The sequence below is a fragment of the Hymenobacter puniceus genome, assembly GCF_014333525.1.
Taxonomy (GTDB): Bacteria; Bacteroidota; Bacteroidia; order Cytophagales; family Hymenobacteraceae; genus Hymenobacter.
This window is the reverse complement of record NZ_JACSCX010000003.1, coordinates 114,186-132,890: the sequence shown is the minus strand read 5'-3', so window position 1 is coordinate 132,890 and position 18,705 is coordinate 114,186. Positions and strand designations below refer to the sequence as shown.

14 protein-coding genes are annotated in these 18,705 nt (G+C 58.6%); 10 read left to right on the top strand and 4 right to left on the bottom strand.

Going from position 1 to position 18,705, the window contains the following annotated elements; all coding sequences use genetic code 11:
* Window positions 1–184 precede the first annotated feature (184 nt).
* The 4 genes from H8B14_RS09310 to H8B14_RS09295 all read left to right on the top strand — a co-directional run bounded on the left by H8B14_RS09310 (window position 185) and on the right by H8B14_RS09295 (window position 3,012).
* Entirely contained in the window at window positions 185–532 is a 348-nt protein-coding gene (locus tag H8B14_RS09310) for a DUF3276 family protein (protein WP_187315363.1), read from the top strand.
* A gap of 407 nt (window positions 533–939) precedes the next feature.
* Window positions 940–2,037: a redox-regulated ATPase YchF gene (ychF, locus tag H8B14_RS09305; RefSeq protein WP_187315362.1), complete on the top strand. Its 1,098-nt coding sequence runs from the start codon at window positions 940–942 to the stop codon at window positions 2,035–2,037.
* A 143-nt stretch (window positions 2,038–2,180) separates the two neighbouring features.
* Window positions 2,181–2,390 (top strand): zinc ribbon domain-containing protein YjdM, encoded by a 210-nt coding sequence (locus H8B14_RS09300; RefSeq protein WP_125436405.1) that lies wholly within the window; start codon window positions 2,181–2,183, stop codon window positions 2,388–2,390.
* Window positions 2,391–2,469: 79 nt separating this feature from the next.
* The gene (locus tag H8B14_RS09295) at window positions 2,470–3,012 is read left to right on the top strand and encodes a hypothetical protein (protein ID WP_187315361.1); all 543 of its coding nucleotides are present in this window, start codon (window positions 2,470–2,472) and stop codon (window positions 3,010–3,012) included.
* An 11-nt stretch (window positions 3,013–3,023) separates the two neighbouring features.
* Here H8B14_RS09295 and H8B14_RS09290 read toward each other — a convergent pair whose 3' ends face one another.
* The 3 genes from H8B14_RS09290 to H8B14_RS09280 form a co-directional block, all read right to left on the bottom strand.
* Entirely contained in the window at window positions 3,024–4,472 is a 1,449-nt protein-coding gene (locus H8B14_RS09290) for a M48 family metalloprotease (RefSeq protein ID WP_261989957.1), read from the bottom strand.
* A 117-nt stretch (window positions 4,473–4,589) separates the two neighbouring features.
* On the bottom strand, window positions 4,590–5,879 hold the full coding sequence (locus tag H8B14_RS09285) for a cation:proton antiporter (protein ID WP_187315360.1): 1,290 nt from the start codon (window positions 5,877–5,879) through the stop codon (window positions 4,590–4,592).
* An 89-nt stretch (window positions 5,880–5,968) separates the two neighbouring features.
* The gene (locus H8B14_RS09280; protein WP_187315359.1) at window positions 5,969–7,315 is read right to left on the bottom strand and encodes a type IX secretion system plug protein; all 1,347 of its coding nucleotides are present in this window, start codon (window positions 7,313–7,315) and stop codon (window positions 5,969–5,971) included.
* Window positions 7,316–7,505: 190 nt separating this feature from the next.
* On the opposite strand from H8B14_RS09280, the gene H8B14_RS09275 reads away from it, so the two are divergent.
* From H8B14_RS09275 to H8B14_RS09265, 3 genes are read left to right on the top strand one after another with little or no spacing between them, the layout of a single operon-like run.
* Complete coding sequence (locus H8B14_RS09275; RefSeq protein WP_187315358.1) at window positions 7,506–9,182, top strand: alkaline phosphatase PhoX; 1,677 nt, start codon at window positions 7,506–7,508, stop codon at window positions 9,180–9,182.
* Window positions 9,179–10,093, top strand: a complete 915-nt coding sequence (locus H8B14_RS09270; RefSeq protein WP_187315357.1) for a leucine-rich repeat domain-containing protein — start codon at window positions 9,179–9,181, stop codon at window positions 10,091–10,093. Before H8B14_RS09275 ends, H8B14_RS09270 begins: the two co-directional genes overlap by 4 nt.
* A gap of 5 nt (window positions 10,094–10,098) precedes the next feature.
* Window positions 10,099–11,913 carry a cytochrome c peroxidase gene (locus H8B14_RS09265; RefSeq protein WP_187315356.1) on the top strand — a complete coding sequence of 605 codons (1,815 nt, stop codon included), beginning with the start codon at window positions 10,099–10,101 and terminating at the stop codon, window positions 11,911–11,913.
* Between the two features lie 177 nt (window positions 11,914–12,090).
* Here the strand turns inward: H8B14_RS09265 and H8B14_RS09260 are convergent, their stop codons facing one another.
* Entirely contained in the window at window positions 12,091–14,001 is a 1,911-nt protein-coding gene (locus H8B14_RS09260) for an ABC-F family ATP-binding cassette domain-containing protein (RefSeq protein WP_187315355.1), read from the bottom strand.
* 130 nt (window positions 14,002–14,131) lie between these two features.
* Here H8B14_RS09260 and H8B14_RS09255 point away from each other — a divergent pair, with 130 nt between their 5' ends.
* The 3 genes from H8B14_RS09255 (at window position 14,132) to H8B14_RS09245 (ending at window position 18,677) form a co-directional block, all read left to right on the top strand.
* Window positions 14,132–14,728 carry a hypothetical protein gene (locus H8B14_RS09255; RefSeq protein WP_187315354.1) on the top strand — a complete coding sequence of 199 codons (597 nt, stop codon included), beginning with the start codon at window positions 14,132–14,134 and terminating at the stop codon, window positions 14,726–14,728.
* Window positions 14,729–14,916: 188 nt separating this feature from the next.
* Window positions 14,917–15,453: a hypothetical protein gene (locus H8B14_RS09250; protein WP_187315353.1), complete on the top strand. Its 537-nt coding sequence runs from the start codon at window positions 14,917–14,919 to the stop codon at window positions 15,451–15,453.
* A gap of 560 nt (window positions 15,454–16,013) precedes the next feature.
* The gene (locus tag H8B14_RS09245; protein WP_261989956.1) at window positions 16,014–18,677 is read left to right on the top strand and encodes a S8 family peptidase; all 2,664 of its coding nucleotides are present in this window, start codon (window positions 16,014–16,016) and stop codon (window positions 18,675–18,677) included.
* Window positions 18,678–18,705: the final 28 nt, after the last annotated feature.

The window sequence follows — 18,705 nt, the reverse complement described above, 5'->3', positions numbered from 1 at the left end:
GAATCCAGTCCAAACTATGTTGCTACCTAAATTCAGGCAGTGCCGCCTGGAAAACCGCATTTATGTAGATAGTCAGCTGTTTATAGAAAAATGGAAGCCTAGAAATTTTTATATCCGATACGGTAGTTGTACTTTGGCCTGAAATTCAACCATCTTGGAATAACAAAACTTTACAGAAGGCCCCGTGGAAGACCGTCACGACCAAGAAGAGATTTACTCCCAGCGCATTAAAGCGGGCAAACGCACGTACTTTTTCGACGTGAAAGCAACCCGTGGCCAGGACTATTACCTGACTATCACGGAAAGCAAGCGCAAGCTTCGCGACGATGATACTTTCTCGTATGAGAAGCACAAGATCTTCCTGTACAAGGAGGATTTTCTGAAGTTCGTGGATGCCCTCCAGGACGCCGTAGAGTACGTTCGGGAGGAACTCCTGACCGAGGAAGAGGTAGCAGAGCTGGACCGCCCGCGCCCGGCCTACGAGGAGCGGGAAGCCGGTTTCAATCCGAACCGCGCCGACGACAACTTTTAACTGCCTGGACGCCTAGCGAAACACTCCATACGCTCGTTTTTTCTCGCTTAGAATTTCTACAACGGCGCACCCGGCTTCGGCCAGGTGCGCCGTTGTGGCGTTAGGGGGCGCTACTGCAGGTAGTACTGGCTGGCCACGACGAGTAAGGCAGCGGCCAGGTAAAAGCCGAGACGCTGTAGTTTCTGAGTAGGGTTGTGGTGTTCACACATGCCTGAGCTAACAGCGGATAGCAGGTGTCCGGTTCAACAGCACTGCAGCACTTGAGCACAGAGCTTCAGGGTAAGCTCAGGCTGCTCTGGCAGAAGCCGCTTACCGGCTGTGCTTTCCCCAAGAAAGCCCCGTACCTTTGCGCCACGAAGTGCGCCACTGGCCCATTTCATCACTTCTCAACTTTACAAACTCACCATATGGGTCTCCGCTGCGGTATCGTCGGCCTGCCGAACGTCGGCAAATCCACGCTTTTCAACGCCCTTTCCAACGCCAAGGCCGAGTCGGCCAACTATCCGTTCTGCACCATCGAGCCGAACGTGGGCGTGATTACCGTGCCCGACGAGCGGCTGCAGATTCTGGAAAAGCTGGTGAATCCCAAGCGCGTGCTGCCCACCATCATTGAGTTCGTGGACATTGCCGGCCTCGTGAAAGGCGCCAGCAAGGGCGAAGGCCTGGGCAACAAGTTCCTGGCCAATATCCGCGAGGTAGATGCCATCATCCACGTTATTCGCTGCTTCGACGACCCCAACATCGTGCACGTAGCCGGCGGTGTCGACCCCGTGTTCGACAAGGACGTTATCGACACCGAGCTGCAGATCAAAGACCTGGAGAGCATCGATAAGAAGCTGGCCAAGTCGGAGCGTTCGGCCAAAAACGGCGACGCCGCTGCCAAGAAGGAAGTAGCCGCGCTGCAGCGCTTTAAGCAGGCGCTGGAAGACGGCCAGAACGCCCGCGCCCTGCAGGCCACACCCGAGGAGCTGGAAGCAGTAGCTGATCTGCAGCTGCTCACCATCAAGCCCGTGATTTACGTGGCCAACGTGGACGAGGCCAGCGCCACCACCGGCAACGCCCACACGGCGGCCCTGCAGGCGCACGTAGCGCAGGAAGGCGCCGAAGTGGTGCTGGTGTCGGCCGCCATCGAGTCGCAGATTGCCGAGATGGAAGACCCCGAGGAAAAGGAAATGTTCCTGGCCGAGTACGGCCTCACCGAGTCGGGCCTGAACCGCCTGATCCGTGCTTCCTACACGCTGCTCAACCTGATTACCTACTTCACGGCTGGCGTGCAGGAAGTACGCGCCTGGACGGTGCACCGCGGCGACAAAGCCCCGGCAGCAGCCGGCGTCATCCACTCCGACTTCGAGAAGGGCTTCATCCGCGCCGAGGTTATCAAGCTAGCTGACTACCAGGAGTACAAGACCGAAGTGAAGATCAAGGAAGCCGGCAAGATGGCTGTGGAAGGCAAGGAATACGTGGTGCAGGACGGCGACATCATGCACTTCCGCTTCAACGTGTAGTTGAACACACCTGCCCGTCCGTCATGCTTCGACAAGCTCAGCATGACGGGCGAGAGGAAGTCTGCCAACCCAACGAAGCGGTAGAGATGCTTCGGCAAGCTCAGCATGACGTTCTACTTATCACGCCAATAGCCGCCCTTCTCATGGACGTAAAAGACAGCAACGGTAACCTGCTCGCGGAAGGCGACTCGGTGACGCTCATCAAGGACCTGAAAGTAAAAGGCTCCTCGCTGACACTCAAGCGCGGCACGGTGGTCAAGAACATCCGCCTAACCAACAGCGCCGCCGAAATTGAAGGCCGCGCCGGGGGTAGCACGATGGTCCTCAAAACCGAATTTCTGAAGAAGGCGTAACGCCGTTTCTTCAGCGGCAACTAGTAACTTAAGCGCCCCAGCCGAACGAATCGGTTGGGGCGTTTTTAATGTATATTAAATGGATGATAAACTCTTTCCGGATTGGTTGCTTGAACGTTTGTCTACCTTCTCATTTGACTGGGAAAGCACCAAGACAATTGTAGCTTCTCAATTATTGAAACAAATTACCCTACATGATTCCTCATTGTTCCGAATCTTTCTACACACAAAGGACTCATTAATCATGATTTTCGAGGTGGATGCTATCTGGAATCCAGATTTCTGCCACTCTAAAACAGATTGGCCCTTTCTGATAGCAGAGTTTCAACATACCATCTCAGTTGTACAGGACTTCTCGGATGACGAGCCCGTAGTCAGTATCGTGGGTGAAGCAAAGTCAACAACTATTGATTCCGAAGAGTATTCGAGTTGGTTGAGCATTGGAGAATCAATAGGTATATACGATGCTCTCGACTTACCTATCCATAAGCATCTGCAAACATATAGCACTCAGATTTCGACTGTGTATGGAGGCAATTTAGCCTGCGTTCATAAAGGCCCTATACGAATACTACTGTATTCACAAATAGGTGATTTATTGCCGATTACCATTCCAGATTAAATTATAATCCCTTACTTCCCCACCACTTTAAACAGCATCCCAGCCGTCATTTTATCGGTGGTTTTCATGCCGTTGAGAATGGCCATTTCCTCGTAGCGCTTGCTGGAAACACCGTTGGCGGCAAGGGCTGAGGCCAGCGTCTGGCCGGCTTTGGCGGCTTTGATGCGGATACGCTCAGGCTGGCGGTTGATTTTGCTGGCATCGGTGAGGCGGCGGAAACCCTGGGCGGTGCGCTGGAAGTCGTCGCCGTAGGTGCCGAGGGTGCCGGGGCCGCAGAGGCCCACCATGGCATAAATCGTCTGGCCGTCCTGAATCAGGTAGGTGAGGGAACTGGCCGTGATGCCCTGCTGGCCGGTTTGCTGGTCCTGCCCTACCTGGTCGCCCTGGATGACCATAGCCGGAAAGCCATTAACGGTCGTTTTCTGAGCCTGGGCATTCTGGAGCTTGAGCTGCTGGGCCAGGGCCTGCGCTGTTTCATCGAGGCCCTTGTTGCCGGCAGGCAGCAGGATAATCACGGCCTTGCCATTGGGCTCGGCCATCTGGAACTGGCTGGGCGAGTTCTGCGACTTCCAGCCCTGCGGAATCGGGAACTGGAACTTCAGGTCGGGGTGGTAGAACACGCTGTTTTCCACGTAGCCTTCGCGCGGATTGTCGCCGTAGGGAAGGCCCTCAATCATGCGCAGGTACTGGTCGCGGTTGACGGCCAGCTGGCGGCCAGCTTGCTGCTCGGCCTGTGCAGCCAGCTTTTTCACGTTGGTGTAGCGGTCGGCGGAGTTGGGGTGCGACGACAGGAAGGTAGGAATGGTGGCGGCGCCGCTGCTTTGCTCGGTGCGCGAAAGTGTCAGGAAGAAGTCAGCCATGGAGGCCGGGTCGTAGCCGATTTTGCTGGAGTACTTCACGCCCAGCTTATCCGACTCGTTTTCGTCGTCGCGGCCGTATTTCAGCAGCCCGAGGCCCACCACCTGCGAGGCTGGCTGGGCAATAGAGGCAACCCGCTTGGACAGGATGGAACCCAGAATCAGGGCGCCGTTGGCAATGGTAGAGCGGGTTTGCTGCTTCTGGCCGTGGCGGGCCGTGATGTGCCCGATTTCGTGGCCGAGTACCCCGCTGAACTGCGCCTCGTTGTTGAAATGGGCCATGATGCCGCGCGTGAAGTACACGTGGCCATCGGGCGTGGCAAAGGCGTTGATAATGGGCGAATCGACAATGGTAAAGCCTTTGACATCAGCCGGGCGGTCGGAAATCCGGCCCATCTGCATGCCTTTCTGGTCGATGTAGCTTTGAAGCTTGGTGTCGTTGAGCAGGCCGAACTGTGCTACTACGCCGGGGTCGGGCTGGGCACCCTGCACAGGCAGGGCCACGGCAGTGGTGGCAGCAGTGGTTGCTGAGCCGGAACCGGCCATGGGCAGCAGCGCCAGGGCAGTGCCGGCGTACAGAATGTGCGAGAGGGTGGTGTTCATAGCGGAAGGGGCGAGATCGTGGGAGGAGAAGGTTGTGGGAGGATATATGCCTGCAACGAACCTACTCTGTAGAAAGGTTACGCGCTACCTCAGCCTATAGTCCAATTCCGTGCCGACTTAGTGGCCCGACCCGGCGGCTTTGGCCTGCTGCTGCTCCTCCAGCTCCACGGCAGTAGGGCGGCCGTGGCGGCGGTCCAGCCAGTCCATTACGGGTGTTGCCAGCACGCCATGCAGCACAATAGACGCCAGCACAGTGAAGCCCGTAGTAGCCCACAGTTCCCGCGCATCCGCAAAAAAATGGCCGTCGGTGGCATACGCCAGGTAGAAAAATGAGCCGATACCGCGGATGCCGAAAAACGAAATCACCAGCCGCTCCGGCCACGACACACGGGTGCGGCCCAGCGTAAGGATACCGCCCATCGGCCGCACTATCAAGAGCAGGAAAAGCCCCAGCGCCGCGCCCGTCCAGGTGAGGGGCGCCAGCAGGCCGCGGACAATGGCGCCGCCGAACAGAATCAGAATCACAACAATCAGCAGGCGCTCTACCTGGTCGGTGAATTCGTGCATCTCGGTGTGGTACTCGTGGCTGCGCTCGTGGCTACGCAAGGTTACGGCTGCCACAAACACCGCCAGAAAGCCGTAGCCGTGCAATAGCTCCGTAACCCCATAGGCGGTGAGCGTAACGGCCAGCGCCACAAACCCATACGCCTCCGGATTGATGCGAATGTGGTGCGGCAGGTCGAAAATCAGAAACGACAGCGCCCGGCCAGCCAGCCAGCCGGCCCCCACGCCCACCACCGTACGGTAGCCGACATCCATCCAGGCCCAGTGCAGCAAACGCTCGGAAAAGGGCGCAACGGCCACCGGCAGCAGCAGAATGGCCAAATACACAAACGGAAAAGCCAAGCCGTCATTCAGGCCCGCTTCACCGGTCAGGGAAAAGCGCACAGTGTCTTCGCGGCCTTCGCCCGGTTTGCCCACCTGCACGTCGCCGGCCAGCACAGGGTCGGTGGGGGCCAGCGTGGCCGCCAGCAGCACCGCCGATGCCGGCAGCATCCCGCCCAGCTTCCAGGCCACCACCGCAAACACCCCGATGGTGATAGTCATGAGTACCAACACTAGCTGCAGGGGCACGCGCCAGCGCAGCAACGAAAATTTGCGGTCAATCTTGAGGCCAGTGCCAGTCAGGGCCACCGTCACGCAGATTTCGGTGAGGTGCACGGCAAAACCGGAGTTAGCCACCGGGTCGGGGTTGGGCAAGCCCAGCGGCAGCCAGAACACCAGGGCACCCAGCCCCACAAACAGAATGGGGTAGGAAAGAGGGAATTTCTTGAGCAAGGAAGGCAGCCAGGCTACGGCCAGGATGGCCACGCCTAGTATCACCAGAATCAGGTTGTAGTGCGACATGCAACGGCTGGCTCGGCAGAGCACAATGGTTCAGGAACTGCAGGTTTACGCAGCTACCCCCATTCCGACTGACTTCGGCCTGCCTTGCCTTACGGCCGGCGGCGGTTGACGTCGAGGCTTTGGTAGCCGATGAGCAGGTCGGCGCGGGTGCCCGGCGGGCGGTAATACACCAGCAGGTCGTACTGGTTTTCGGTTTCCTGGTGGCTGCCTTCCCACACCACACTGTTGGGCCCCTGGGGCGTGGCGGTGGCATACACGTAGTTGTAGTAGCCCTGCTTGAGCAGCGCGTGGCCGGTGTAGCGCTGGGTGGCGGCATCGTAGGTCATCCGGAACTCGTCTTTGAGCTGCCAGTCGGTGAGGGCGCCCAGCACATACACGGAGCTGGCGGCAGGCTGCTCGGCTTTCAACTGAAACGTCACGTCGAGGTAGTCGGCGTTGGTGGCGCCGTTGCCGTACTCGCGGCTTTCAATCACGCGCTGGCCGTTGATGTCGTCGAGTTGGGTGTAGGCGCGGCCGTTGCGGGTATCATCGAGCTGGAGCAGTGCCTGCCGGGGCGAGGCTTCGGCATCCAGCTGGGCCACGCCAATGCCCAACGAGCGGAACGTGCGCAGATCGAAAAAGCGAAATTCGCTTAGGGCCGGGAAGGCATTTTCGAAGTTGAAATACTGGTAGTCGAGCTGCCGGTCGATGTCGCGCACGAAAGTAGGACGCAGGTTATACTTGGCGTTGTCCCAGCGGTAGTTCTGGCGCAGCACCACTTTCACTTCCTGGGCGGGGTTCACAAGCTGCATATTGTAGCGGATGCCGAAATCAATCTGCTGCAGCGTGTAGCGCTCCTGCCCCGCCACCGGAATGCCCTGCTTCATGGAAATCTGCACGCTGTTGTCGTACACCAAGAGGCGGCGGCTGACCAGCGGCGTACCCCCCGGGCTTTGCACCACCAGCAGGTAGTTGCCGCTCAGCTTCACGCGCGGCACCTGAAGCCGGTAGTGGTAGTAGGGCACTTTGGTGTTGACGGAGGTGCGGTAGTTGGTGATGAGAATCTCGTTTATCTCGTTCAGAAACTGAATATCCGTGAGGATGGACGGTTTCCAGTCTAGGTCGCAGTGCACGAGCTTGGCCGTGAGGCGCTGGCTCTGGTCGCCGAGCAGGTCAAACTCCAGCGCAATGGGCTGTTCCTGGCTGATGGGCACCACTGGCGGCGTGAAGATTTCATTGACGCTGCCCGACAACACGTAGCACTGCACGCTGCGCACGTTGGGGTCGTAGGTGTAGTCCTGGTAGCGCAGGGTTTTATCGGCGTAGTACTCGGGCGCCTTAGTCTGGCCCGGCGTAGCGGGCCGGCGGGCGGCGTTGGGGTCGGTGATGGGCGTACCGAGCGGCACGCAGGCCGTGGTGAAAAGCAGCAGGAAAGCAGGAACGAGACGGTGGAGCATAGCAACGAATGTAGCGCGAACTTTCAGCTTACGGGAGCAGCCCTGGTAGCAGCCACCCACAACAGGCAGCAGCTGGCGGACTGGTAACATTGTCTTCACAGGAAGTTTACGCAGTCGTAGCGTAGACGTAAACCAGACGAAATAGTGCATTTTGAACTTGCGCCGTACTTCAACCCCTCACTCGTCGGTCATGAAACACACTTCTACGCTTTTGCTTGCCGCCCTGGTAAGCGCCGCTGGTCAGGCCTCGGCTCAGGCGCCCTGCCCTACCCTGCCCACTGACCACATCAGCCGGTTTACGTCGGTGGAGCCCACCACCCAGCCTCAGGATCTGCGCCTGCCCGCCACCCACACGTTCCAGATGCTGGTGCAGGGCGGCACGCCCTATACCAATGCCGCCGACGGCAACATGCTGGAGGCCTTTGACTTTACGGGCTACGTACCCAGCAACGGCGGCAATGCCGGCTACCTGTCCATCAACCACGAAGGATCAGGCACCACGTCGGGCGTGAGCATGCTCAGCCTGAACTTCAACGCCACCACCAAGCTGTGGAACGTAACGGCCAAGCACCCCGTGAACTTCGCCCCGGTGGTCGGGACCATCAACAACTGCTCGGGCACGGTTACGCCCTGGAATACGGTGGTGACGTGCGAGGAAAACACCGGCCCTACCACCCCCACCGACACCAACAACGACGGCTACATGGACTCGGGCTGGAACGTGGAAATTGACCCGGCCACGCACACCGTGAAAGACCAGAACAACGACGGCACGCCCGATAAGCTCTGGCGCATGGGCCGCCTCAAGCACGAGAATATTGTGGTGGCGGCCGACCGGCGCACTGTGTACGAGGGTGCCGATGATGGCTCAAGCAACAGCTTCGTGTACAAGTATGTAGCCACCACCGCCGGCCAGCTCGGCAACGGCACGCTCTACGCCCTGCAGCTCGATGGCGCCATCGGCACGGCCACTACCGGCACCTGGATTCCGGTGCCCAACAGCACTCCGGCCGAGTGCAACAATACCACGGCCGCGGCCCGCGCCCTGGGCGCTACCAGCTTCAATGGGGTAGAAGACATTGAAATCAGCCCGCTCACTGGCCAGGTGTACTTTACGGCCAAAGGCCCCGGCACCATCTACCGCTTCACCGACACGGGCGCAACGGGCACCACGTTCAGCAACTTTGAAATCTTTGCCGGCAACACGCCCACGAATACCGCGCAGGCCTACACCATCAACTACGGCTCGGGCAGCATCTCGGAGCTGTGGCGCACCGGCAACGACAACCTGACCTTCGATTCGCTGGGCAACCTGTACGTGCTGCAGGATGGGGGCCGCAACCACGTATGGCTGATCAAGCCCTGCCACACGCAAGCTGCTCCGGCCGTGGAGGTATTCGCCGTAACGCCGGCCGGCTGCGAGCCCACCGGCATGACCTTCTCGCCCGACGAGCGGTTCCTGTTTATTTCCATGCAAAGCCCCGACGCCAACACCCTGGCTACCGTGGATGCTGCCGGGCAGCCGGTGGTGTTCAATAAATCCACGGCCCTGGTTATTGCCCGCAAAGGCGTGCTGGGCACGGCCCTGAGTGCGGCCACCGGCAAACCCGAGCTAACCCGCGCCGACGTGTACCCCAACCCCGTAGCGGGTACCGAACTGGCGCTGGCACTGACGCACGGCCAGAAAGAAACGGCCACGCTCACGGTGTTCAACACACTGGGCGCCCGGATGCTGGAGCAGAGCGTGGTGCTGAGCCAAGGCTTGAACAACCTGAAAGTATCGGTTAGCAAGCTGCAGAGCGGCCACTATCAGCTGGTTATCAAAACGGCTACCACCACTACCACCCGCGCTTTCATCAAGCAGTGAGAAGCCGCCTTCTTCTTTTTCTAGCCTTCCATATTGCCCTGCAGCTGCTGCAGGGCAATATGTGTTTGGCGCAGCGCCCAGCCGCTGCCACCTTTTCCCTCACTGAGGCCCTGCAGCACCCGACCAACGTCACGGAGCTGAACCTGCGGGGCCAGAACCTGGAGCTGCTGCCCCCCAGCATCGGGCAGCTGCGGGGGCTGCGGCAGCTGTTTGCGCACGAAAACCACCTGCGCCACCTGCCCGACGCCCTTACTGAGCTGGATAGCCTGCGGGTGCTGTTTCTCAACAAGAATGGGTTGCTGGACTTGCCGCCCGCCCTCGGCAACCTGCACCGGCTGCGGCAGTTGCAGCTCGAGCAAAACCTGCTGACTGAGCTGCCGCCCAGTATTGGGGGGCTTGATAGTTTGCGCTACCTGCTGAGTGCCTACAACAACTTCACGTCGCTGCCGGAGGAGCTGGCGCAGCTGGCGCAGCTGGAGTACCTTGACGGCTCGCACAACCAGCTGCTTTTTCTACCCGCTTCCCTGAGTGCTTTGCGCAAGCTGCGCTACGTGTACCTCAACGACAACAAGCTGCAGCAGCTCCCAGCCCGCCTCGGCAACCTCACGCAGCTGGAAGAACTGAACGTGTCCAACAACCAGCTTGAGCAGCTGCCGGCCAGCATTGGAGCATGCCAGAACCTGAAGGTGCTCATCTTGTCCGGCAATCAGCTGAAGGCCCTGCCCCGCAGCTTGGGCAAGCTCCGCAAGCTGGAAATGCTGATTGTCAACGACAACCAGCTTACGGCGCTGCCCCGCTCATTGCGCCGGCTGAAGCAACTCAAAACCGTTATTGTGAAGCAGAACGCCTTTACGCCCGCCGCCCGCCGCCAGGCCACCAGTGCGCTGCCACAGGCTCAATTTTATTTCTAATGGCTATGCTCCCGAATCGTTTGCTGATGATAGGCCGGCCGTTGCTGCTAGGCTTATCAATGGTGCTGTTTTCGTTTGCCGTGCTGCGCAAAACGCCCGCTGAGCAAGCAAAGGACTACTACGAAACCCACCTGCGTGAGCTGCACACCACTTTGGCGCGCTTCCAGCAAGTAGCCTACCAAGCCGATACCACCACGCTGCGCAGCCAGTTTGCCGCCTGCCGGACGGAATACAAATACCTGGAGTTTGCCATCGAATACTACTACCCGCACGCCGCCTCGCGCATCAACGGCGCAGCCCTGCCCGAAACGGAGCCAGGCGAGCCAGGCGAAGTCATTCCGCCTACCGGATTTCAGGTGCTGGAAGAATACGTATATGCCGCTCCCGATACCCGCGCTAACCGGGACCTGATTCATCAGGAAATCGATAACCTGCTTTACCAAGTGCGCCAGCTAGAGCAGCAGGCCCCGTTTCTAGCCTTCACTGATGCCGAGCTATTCGATGCTGTGCGCCTGAACCTGTACCGGCTGGCAGCCAAGGGCCTCTCCGGCTTCGATTCTCCGGCTGCTCATGCCTCGCTGCCGGAAGCGGCCGCCACACTAAATGCCAGCCGCGAAGTACTGGCGTTGTTTGCCGTGCCGGATGAGCTAACCAAGCTACTGCAGCGCAGCGCAGCGGCTGTTAGCGCCCCCAACCACAACTTCATCACCTTCGACAGGGCCCGCTTTTTTGTGCGCCACTTCAACCCCACGCTGGCAGCACTGCGCCGGGCCCAGGTGCAGCGCGCCATTCCGTTCGTCAGGGCGCGCCGCGCCGTGCGGCCCGATGCCGACGGCTTTTTCGGGGCTGATACCTTTGATCCTGCTTTCTTCGCGCCGGCTGATGCGGCCGCGCCTACGCCCGCCGTGCTGGCCCTCGGTGAGGCACTATTTCGGGAGCCGCTGCTATCGGGAAAGGCGGGCCGCTCCTGCGCCAGCTGCCACGTGCCCGGCCGCGCCTACACCGACGGTTTGCGCGTGAACAGCTCATTGCTGGCCAACGCCGGCCTGGAGCGCAACACCCCCACCCTGCTCAATGCTGCCCTCCAGCCCGACCAGTTCTACGACAGCCGTGTGCATTACCTCGAAGACCAGGTACACGCCGTTGTGACGAACAAAGCCGAAATGGGTGGCCAGCTCAGTGAGGCGCCGGCGCTGCTCCGCAAAAAAGGCCGTTACCCGCCGCTATTCGCGCAAGCGTTTGCCACCGAAAAGCAACCCGTTTCAGAGCGCAACATCCGGCGGGCGGTGGCTGCCTACGTCCGCTCGCTGGTGCGCCTCAACAGCCGCTTCGACCACTATATGCGCGGCGACACGGCCGCTCTCAACACGCAGGAAGTACTGGGGTTCAATCTGTTTATGGGCAAAGCGCAGTGCGGCACCTGCCACTATATGCCGTTGTTCAGCGGCAGCGTACCGCCCCTCTACGACAAAAGTGAAAGCGAAATTCTGGGTGTACCCGCCACCACCGACACGCTGCACCCGCGGCTGGATGCCGACCCAGGCAAGTTTCTGCTCTACGGCGTGGCGCACCAGAAACACGCGTTCAAAACGTCCACCGTGCGCAATGCGGCCCTCACGCCGCCCTACATGCACAACGGCGTCTACCAGACGCTGGAGCAGGTGCTCGATTTCTACAACAAGGGCGGTGGCGCTGGCCTGGGCTTCATTGTACCAAACCAAACCCTGGCTGACGACAAGCTGAACCTGAGCGCGGCCGAGCAGCAAGCCATTATTGCCTTTATCAAGTCCCTGAACGACACGCAGGAAGTGGTGTATTAGGCTGTAGGAACGTCAGTTGCTTCTGTTGCCAAGAAGAACGCCATTTTAAGCTGGCTAAGGAATGATATTCTATTAGTTTCCTCTCCATTCAGTTAAGCCTACCAAAGCTCATAGAAAAAGCCTCGCCGGAAGCTATATGTTTCCGGCGAGGCTTTTTCTATAAGCAAAAACCAATGGCTACATCTCCGCTAGCATCTCCCAACGGTCATTTAGTTGAGCCAGCTCCTTTTTCACCTGCTCAAATTTGAGAGTGGCATCTTTTAGCTGGGCAGCGTTTTGGTAAATCTGTGGGTCGGCAAGCTGCTTTTCGTAAACAGCTAACTCCTTTTCCCGCTCGTCGATTTTCTTTTCCACCTCGGCCAGCTCCTTTAGCGCCTTCTTCTGATCGGGCGAAGGAGTTTTGGCCGGTGCGGCTTCCACCTTCTTTTCCTCTTTCGGCAGCGGCTTAGCAGCCGAAGGCGACGGCAGACCGGCTTTCTTGGCGGCCTTCTCCCGGTCGTCCTGCCAGTGCTCGTACTCGGCGTAGGTGCCGGGGTATTCCTTTAGCTGGTAGTCTTCGATGTACCAGATCTTGTTGGCCACATTCTCCACAAAGAACCGGTCGTGGCTGATAACGATATAGGTTCCCTGGTATTGGTCGAGCGCCTGAATCAGGATGTTCACCGACTGCATGTCCAGGTGGTTGGTCGGTTCGTCGAGCAACAGGAAGTTGGCTTCCGAAATCAGGGTTTTGGCCAGCGCCACGCGGCTTTTCTCGCCACCACTCAGCACCTTGATTTTCTTGTAGACCTCCTCGCCCGTGAACAGGAACGAGCCTAGTACCGAGCGCAGCTCCATTTCCGAGCGCCGCGAGCCGGCTTCAATCATCTCCTGCAGAATCTCATTCTCGATGCGCAGGCTTTCCAGCTGGTGCTGGGCGTAGAACGACATGATGACATTATGGCCCAGCTGGTGGTTGCCGTTGGTGGGCGCCTCCTGGCCCGCCACCAGACGCATCAGCGTGGATTTGCCTTTGCCGTTGGCACCAATCAAAGCAATTTTGTCGCCCCGCTCGATGTGCACGTGCGTGTCGCGGAAGATGATTTTCTCGCCGTATTTCTTGCCTACGTGCTCCATACGCAGGATGTGGCGGCCGGGGGTCACGGTGAAGTTGAACTTGATGTTCACCTTGGCATCGTCGCCGGCTACATCCTCGATGCGCTCCAGCTTGTCGAGCGCCTTCACGCGGCTCTGGGCCTGCTTGGCTTTGCTGGCTTTGGCCTTGAACCGCTCAATAAACCGCTCGGCCTGCTTGATCTGGGCCTGCTGGTTTTCAAAAGCACCTTTCTGAATGGCGTTGCGCTCCTCCTTTTCTTCGAGGTAGTAGGAGTAGTTGCCGGCGTACGGTACCAGCTTGCCACCCGTCACCTCCACAGTGGTGTTGGTGGTGCGGTCCAGAAATTCCCGGTCGTGGCTCACAATGATAACGGCGCCTTCGTAGCCAGCCAGGTAGTTCTCAATCCACTTGATAGAGGGCAAGTCCAGGTGGTTGGTGGGCTCGTCGAGCAGCAGCAAAGAAGGCTGCTGAAGCAGGATTTTGGCCAGCATCACGCGCATGCGCCAGCCGCCCGAAAATAGCTTCAGCGGGCGCTGCAGCTCCTCCGTAGTAAAGCCCAGGCCTTCCAGAATCTCCTCGGTGCGGGCCTGCATGGTATAGCCGCCCAGCGCCTCAAACCGCTCCTGCAGGTCGGCCAGCTTTTCTACCAGGTCGTCGGTGTAGTTGGTTTCAAACTCCACCAGAATGGCATCTATTTTCTTCTGCAGTTCCAGCGCCTCCGAAAACGCCTGCATGGCCACCACCAGAATCGATTCGTGCGAGTCGTAGCTCAGCAGATCCTGGTTCAGGAAGCCCAGGCTCACGTCCTTACTCATCGAAATGGAGCCGCCGTCGGGCTTGTATTCGCCCACCAAGATGCGCAGCAGCGTGGATTTGCCGCGGCCGTTGAGCCCGATCAGGCCAATCTTATCCTTGGGTTTGATGTGCAGGCTGGCTTTGTCGTAGAGCGTACGGGAGCCGAAATGGAAGTCGAGGTCTGTAATGGAAATCATCCTACTTTGCGGGGCTTGAAGCCGCAAAGGTACGGGTTTGGGGGCAGAGGATAATGAGAACCACTGACCAGCTATTGTTTTACTTTCGCCGCTTGGCAACCAATAATTCTGCCGAGCTTCACATCACTTTATGAGACGATTGGCCAATTTCGCATTACTCGTGTTGACCGCCTGTGATTCACACCCTATACGCTATCAGAGAACTGCCCTTCAACTTCCAACCGGCATTGATTCATATATTCCAAATAAATATGTTGATACGTTAGCACAGCCACTACTGACAGGTACAGATCCGGTGCCGACATCGGTGCTCACGGCAGTCAAAAACGTTATGCTCACCAAAATAAAAACGCCGGCTGACAGTCTTCAGCAGACTCGCGAAGCTACTTACTATATCAATGACAGCGTTACCGCATTTTTGGTCCAAGCCATGGTAAACCAGCCGCGCCAATACTTGGATTGCATTGGTTTGTACAAACGGAACGGCAATTTTGATTTTTATACTCACCTTCTTCATCTAGGATCAGAAGCCCCACCAGACATTTCTCTATCTACTGAAATATCCCAGCTCAATGGAACTCGCCGTGAGTACCAAATAACTTATATATCCCGGTTGATGTATCCTGGAAAGGGTAGAATTAAAAGTCATGATCGGATTAGCTTTAAGGATACTTTGAATCAGTTTTTGTGGTACAAGCTGGAATCTGGTTCACATATGCCTTACTAAGCGGCATCTGATAAATATAAATTCTCTTTAAACCATTTTAAATCCACCTCAAACACATCCGCGCACTCCATTTACACTTCCGGCAGTGTGGCTACTGGCATCAGGCCGGGCGTGGAGAACTCACCGCGCAGTTGGGTAGCGGCTTGGTAGCCCGAAAACTGCCACGGCTCCACCGCGTACCTTGCGGCATGAAACTGCTCCTGCTTACCTCGCTTCTGCTCCTGGCCGCTTGCACCTCCACTGACCGCGAGTCGTCGGGCCGGGGTATGGCCGAAACCATTCCGGATGATATCAAGAGCGAGCAGTCTACCACCGAAGCTGCGGGCGCAACAGGCCGCAACCACGGCTATATCCGTCGCTTCTACCAGCAGGGCGGGCAATACTACGTAGACGTCGATTACGTGCAGTTTCTGAGTGGAGAGGCGGCCGTGGCGGCCGCCCGCCGCAAAGGCGACGCAGCTGTGGACATTGTGAATGGCGACACGGTGTACTCAATCTTCAACGACTATTACATCATCAACGACAACCCGCGGCTGCGCACCCTGCGCCTCGACCCACAGGCCACGTTCACGCTGTGGCGCAGCGGTGAGAACGGACTGGAGCGTTACCCGGCTACAGCAGCCAAGCTGCAAGCCAATGTTCCTAAAACCCTGACTCTCTCGCCATTCATCATTGAAACCCGCCAGGGTGTAGTAGTGAAGGCAGATGAGCAGTACGTGCCGTAGTCCTGCCAGCACGGTGGCTGGTAGCCCAGGATGAGGCTCAGACGCTTGTGTTTACTATTTCCCATTGAGACTTGCAACTGAGGGCTGTACCCTAGAAACTTGCGCGCTTTTTGCCCATGCTTGGCTTTCAGGCTGGCAGTAGCCCCTTGCCTGCAGCCTGGCGTTCCTATGAAGCACCCTGGCCCACGGTACAGCTGAGTTAGCACGTTTCAAAAACCTGTCCGGCCAGGCCGATTGCCTCATGAAAGCCAGGCAGTTACTTTAAGATAAAATTTAGTTCACATAAGAGGGCATTCAAAACACGATTTGCTATTTTTTTATTAAATCAGCTTAATTAATGCATTATCATCAGCTTTTTCAATTAATACTAAGATTGCAACATTATAAGATTAACAATTATAAGAAAACCGAAAAAACAGCGGGCTGCGTACGTCTGTGCGCATTGGTCTTCAACCCTACTCTGCTGTATGAAAAAAACTTTACTTGGCATGCTCTGCTTCTTTGGAAGCTCAGCAGCCGCTTTTTCGCAAGCATTTGTCGATCCGAATCTGGCATCCGCCTTGTCGAACACCACTACGCTGCACCAGGTGGTGGTAACGTTTAAAGGCAACGGCGCGCCCTCAGCAGCCGATCTGCAAGTGTTGCAAACGCTGGGTATCACCCACGGCCGAACGATGCACGCACTGCCTATAGCGGGTGTGCTGGCTACCACGGAGCAGATTGATCAGCTTGCGGCCAGCCCCAACGTGCTTTCCGTTTATCTGAACCGGTCGTTGCAGCGCGACGATGACGTTGCTACGGCCCTGACCGGCGCCCGGCGTGCCCGCACCGAAACGGTGTTTACGCAGCGCAACGGCGGGTTGCCTGTGTCGGGCAAAGGCATTGGCGTGCTGGTTAACGACAGCGGCATCGATGGCACCCACCCCGACATGAAGCTGGGCCAGAACCTCAAGCAGAACGTGCTGGGCACCACCAACCTGAACGCCCAGGATTCCATGCTGCCCATCACGTACGTGGAGAACGTGCCCAACACCGACCAGACTGGCGGCCACGGCACGCACGTAGCCGGCATTGTGGGCGCCACAGGAGCAGCCTCCAACGGCAAATATACCGGCGTTGCGCCGGGCGCCGACCTGATTGGCTATGGTACGGGCGCCGGCTTGTTTATTCTGGATGTAGTGGGTGCCTTTGATTACGCCTTGGTGCACCAGTTTCAGTACAACATCCGGGTTATTTCCAATTCGTTTGGCACCACTTCCGATACCGGCACCGACGTAAACCCCGCCGACCCGATTACCCTGGCTACCAAGCGCTGCGTCGACCGCAACATGGTGGTGGTATTCTCGGCCGGTAACTCGGGCGCTGGCTCGGGCACCATCACCGGCAACTACAAAAAGGCACCCTGGATTATCTGCGTGGCCAACTCCGACAAGGCCGGGGTGCTGGCGCCATCGTCTTCTAGGGGCCGCAAAGGCGTGAGTGGCACCGTCACGGCCGATGGCCGGACGCTGACCTGGCGCGACGAGCCCACCGTGACGGCTCCCGGCACCGACATCGTGTCGGCGCGCGCCGTTTCACCGATAGGCCTGCTCAGCACCCAGCAAGACGCGGAAACCATTGCGCCGGCACATCTGCCTTACTACACCACCCTTACGGGCACCTCAATGGCGGCACCGCACGTGGCCGGCATCGTGGCCCTGATGCTGGACGCCAACCCCAGCCTGACGCCCTACCAGGTAAAGGCCATTCTTGAGCAAACCACCACCAACCTGCCCAACCGCGAATCGTGGGAAGTGGGCCGCGGCATGGCCAACGCCTACGCTGCCGTAGACCGGGCGTTCCGTGAGGCCGGCTACGGCCCAACGGTGAATGCCACGCGCAACTTTTTCAGCAACGTGAACACGGCCGCCAGCACTTCGCCATTCACCATCAATTTCAACCCTACCACCACAGCCAGCAACAGCCGCACGTTCAGCGTGGCCGCCGGCACGTCTTCGCTGGAAGTGAGCTGCAAGGTGTCGGGCCTGCTCGGCGAGACCGGCAACCCGGTCAACCTGGTGTTGCTTTCGCCTACGGGCAAGCGCTATGCGTCGGGTATTTCGGTGCTCTTTGCCACCAGCCCCGGCCGTGCCGTAGCCGTGGCAGGCCCCGAAGCCGGCACTTGGACCGTACGCCTCGACGGGTTGCAGGGTGTGGCCCTGCCCGAAACCGTGAACGGCACCATTTCGCTCAACCAGTCGCAGGGCTCTACGGGCCTGGCCGATGCGGCCAACCATGCGGCCAAGGCGTCCATTGAGCTGGCTGTCAGCAAACGTCTCATGGATGGCCTGCCAAACGGCTTCAAGCCCGAACAGAACCTGACTCGCATTCAGCTGGCCGACTACCTGCTCATGGGGCAGGCTATCCGCCAGAGCTTGCCCCTTACCGGCGCCGCAACCTTCGGCGACGTAAGCGCAGCCGAGCAGCTGCTGGCGTCTTCGGTCACGGCACAGGGAGCAGCGCTGCGCGACCGTAACTACGCGCAGAACGGAGTTATGCAGCCGGTAGCGGCGGGTGCTTTCGGCCCCAACCAAACCGTTACGCGGGCCAGCCTGGCGTATTCGCTGGTGCAGAGCCTGGGCTTGCAAAACAAAGCCCAGCAGGCTCCCAGCGCCGTAACAGTGGAGGTAGATGGCCGCCGCATCCCGATTGACGACGCCGCCCAGATTCCGGCAGGCTTGGCAGGCTACGTGCAGGTGGCCCTCGACATGAACATCATCAACGCCTATTATACCATCATGCAGGGTCCCTACGACCTGCAGCCCACGCTGCATGCCACTTTTAAGCCTGCCCAGGTGGTAAAGCGCGCCGACTTCGCCGTGATTGTGACTCGTACCCACGAGCAATGGAACACCGCACCGGCTGATGCCACCGCGGCCCGCTCAACGGCTTCGGCACTGTCTGCTGGCAGCCAAACTCACGCGGCCGACGAGCAGGTGTACGTAGCGCCCAACCCCTTTGCTGAGCGTGCGACCCTTAACTACCAGCTGGCTGAGGCTGGTCCGGTAAGCCTGGAGCTCTACGACATGATGGGCCGCAAAGTGCAAACCGTGCTGCAGGCTCAGCAGGCCGCAGGCCGCCACGAGCAGGTGATTGAGGGTGCCAAGCTGCCGGCCGGCACTTACGTGTACAAGCTGAAGGCCAATCAGAAAACGCAGAGCGGCCGCTTGGTTGTCACGCACTAATTCGTCATTGCTTAGGTCCTAAAAAAAA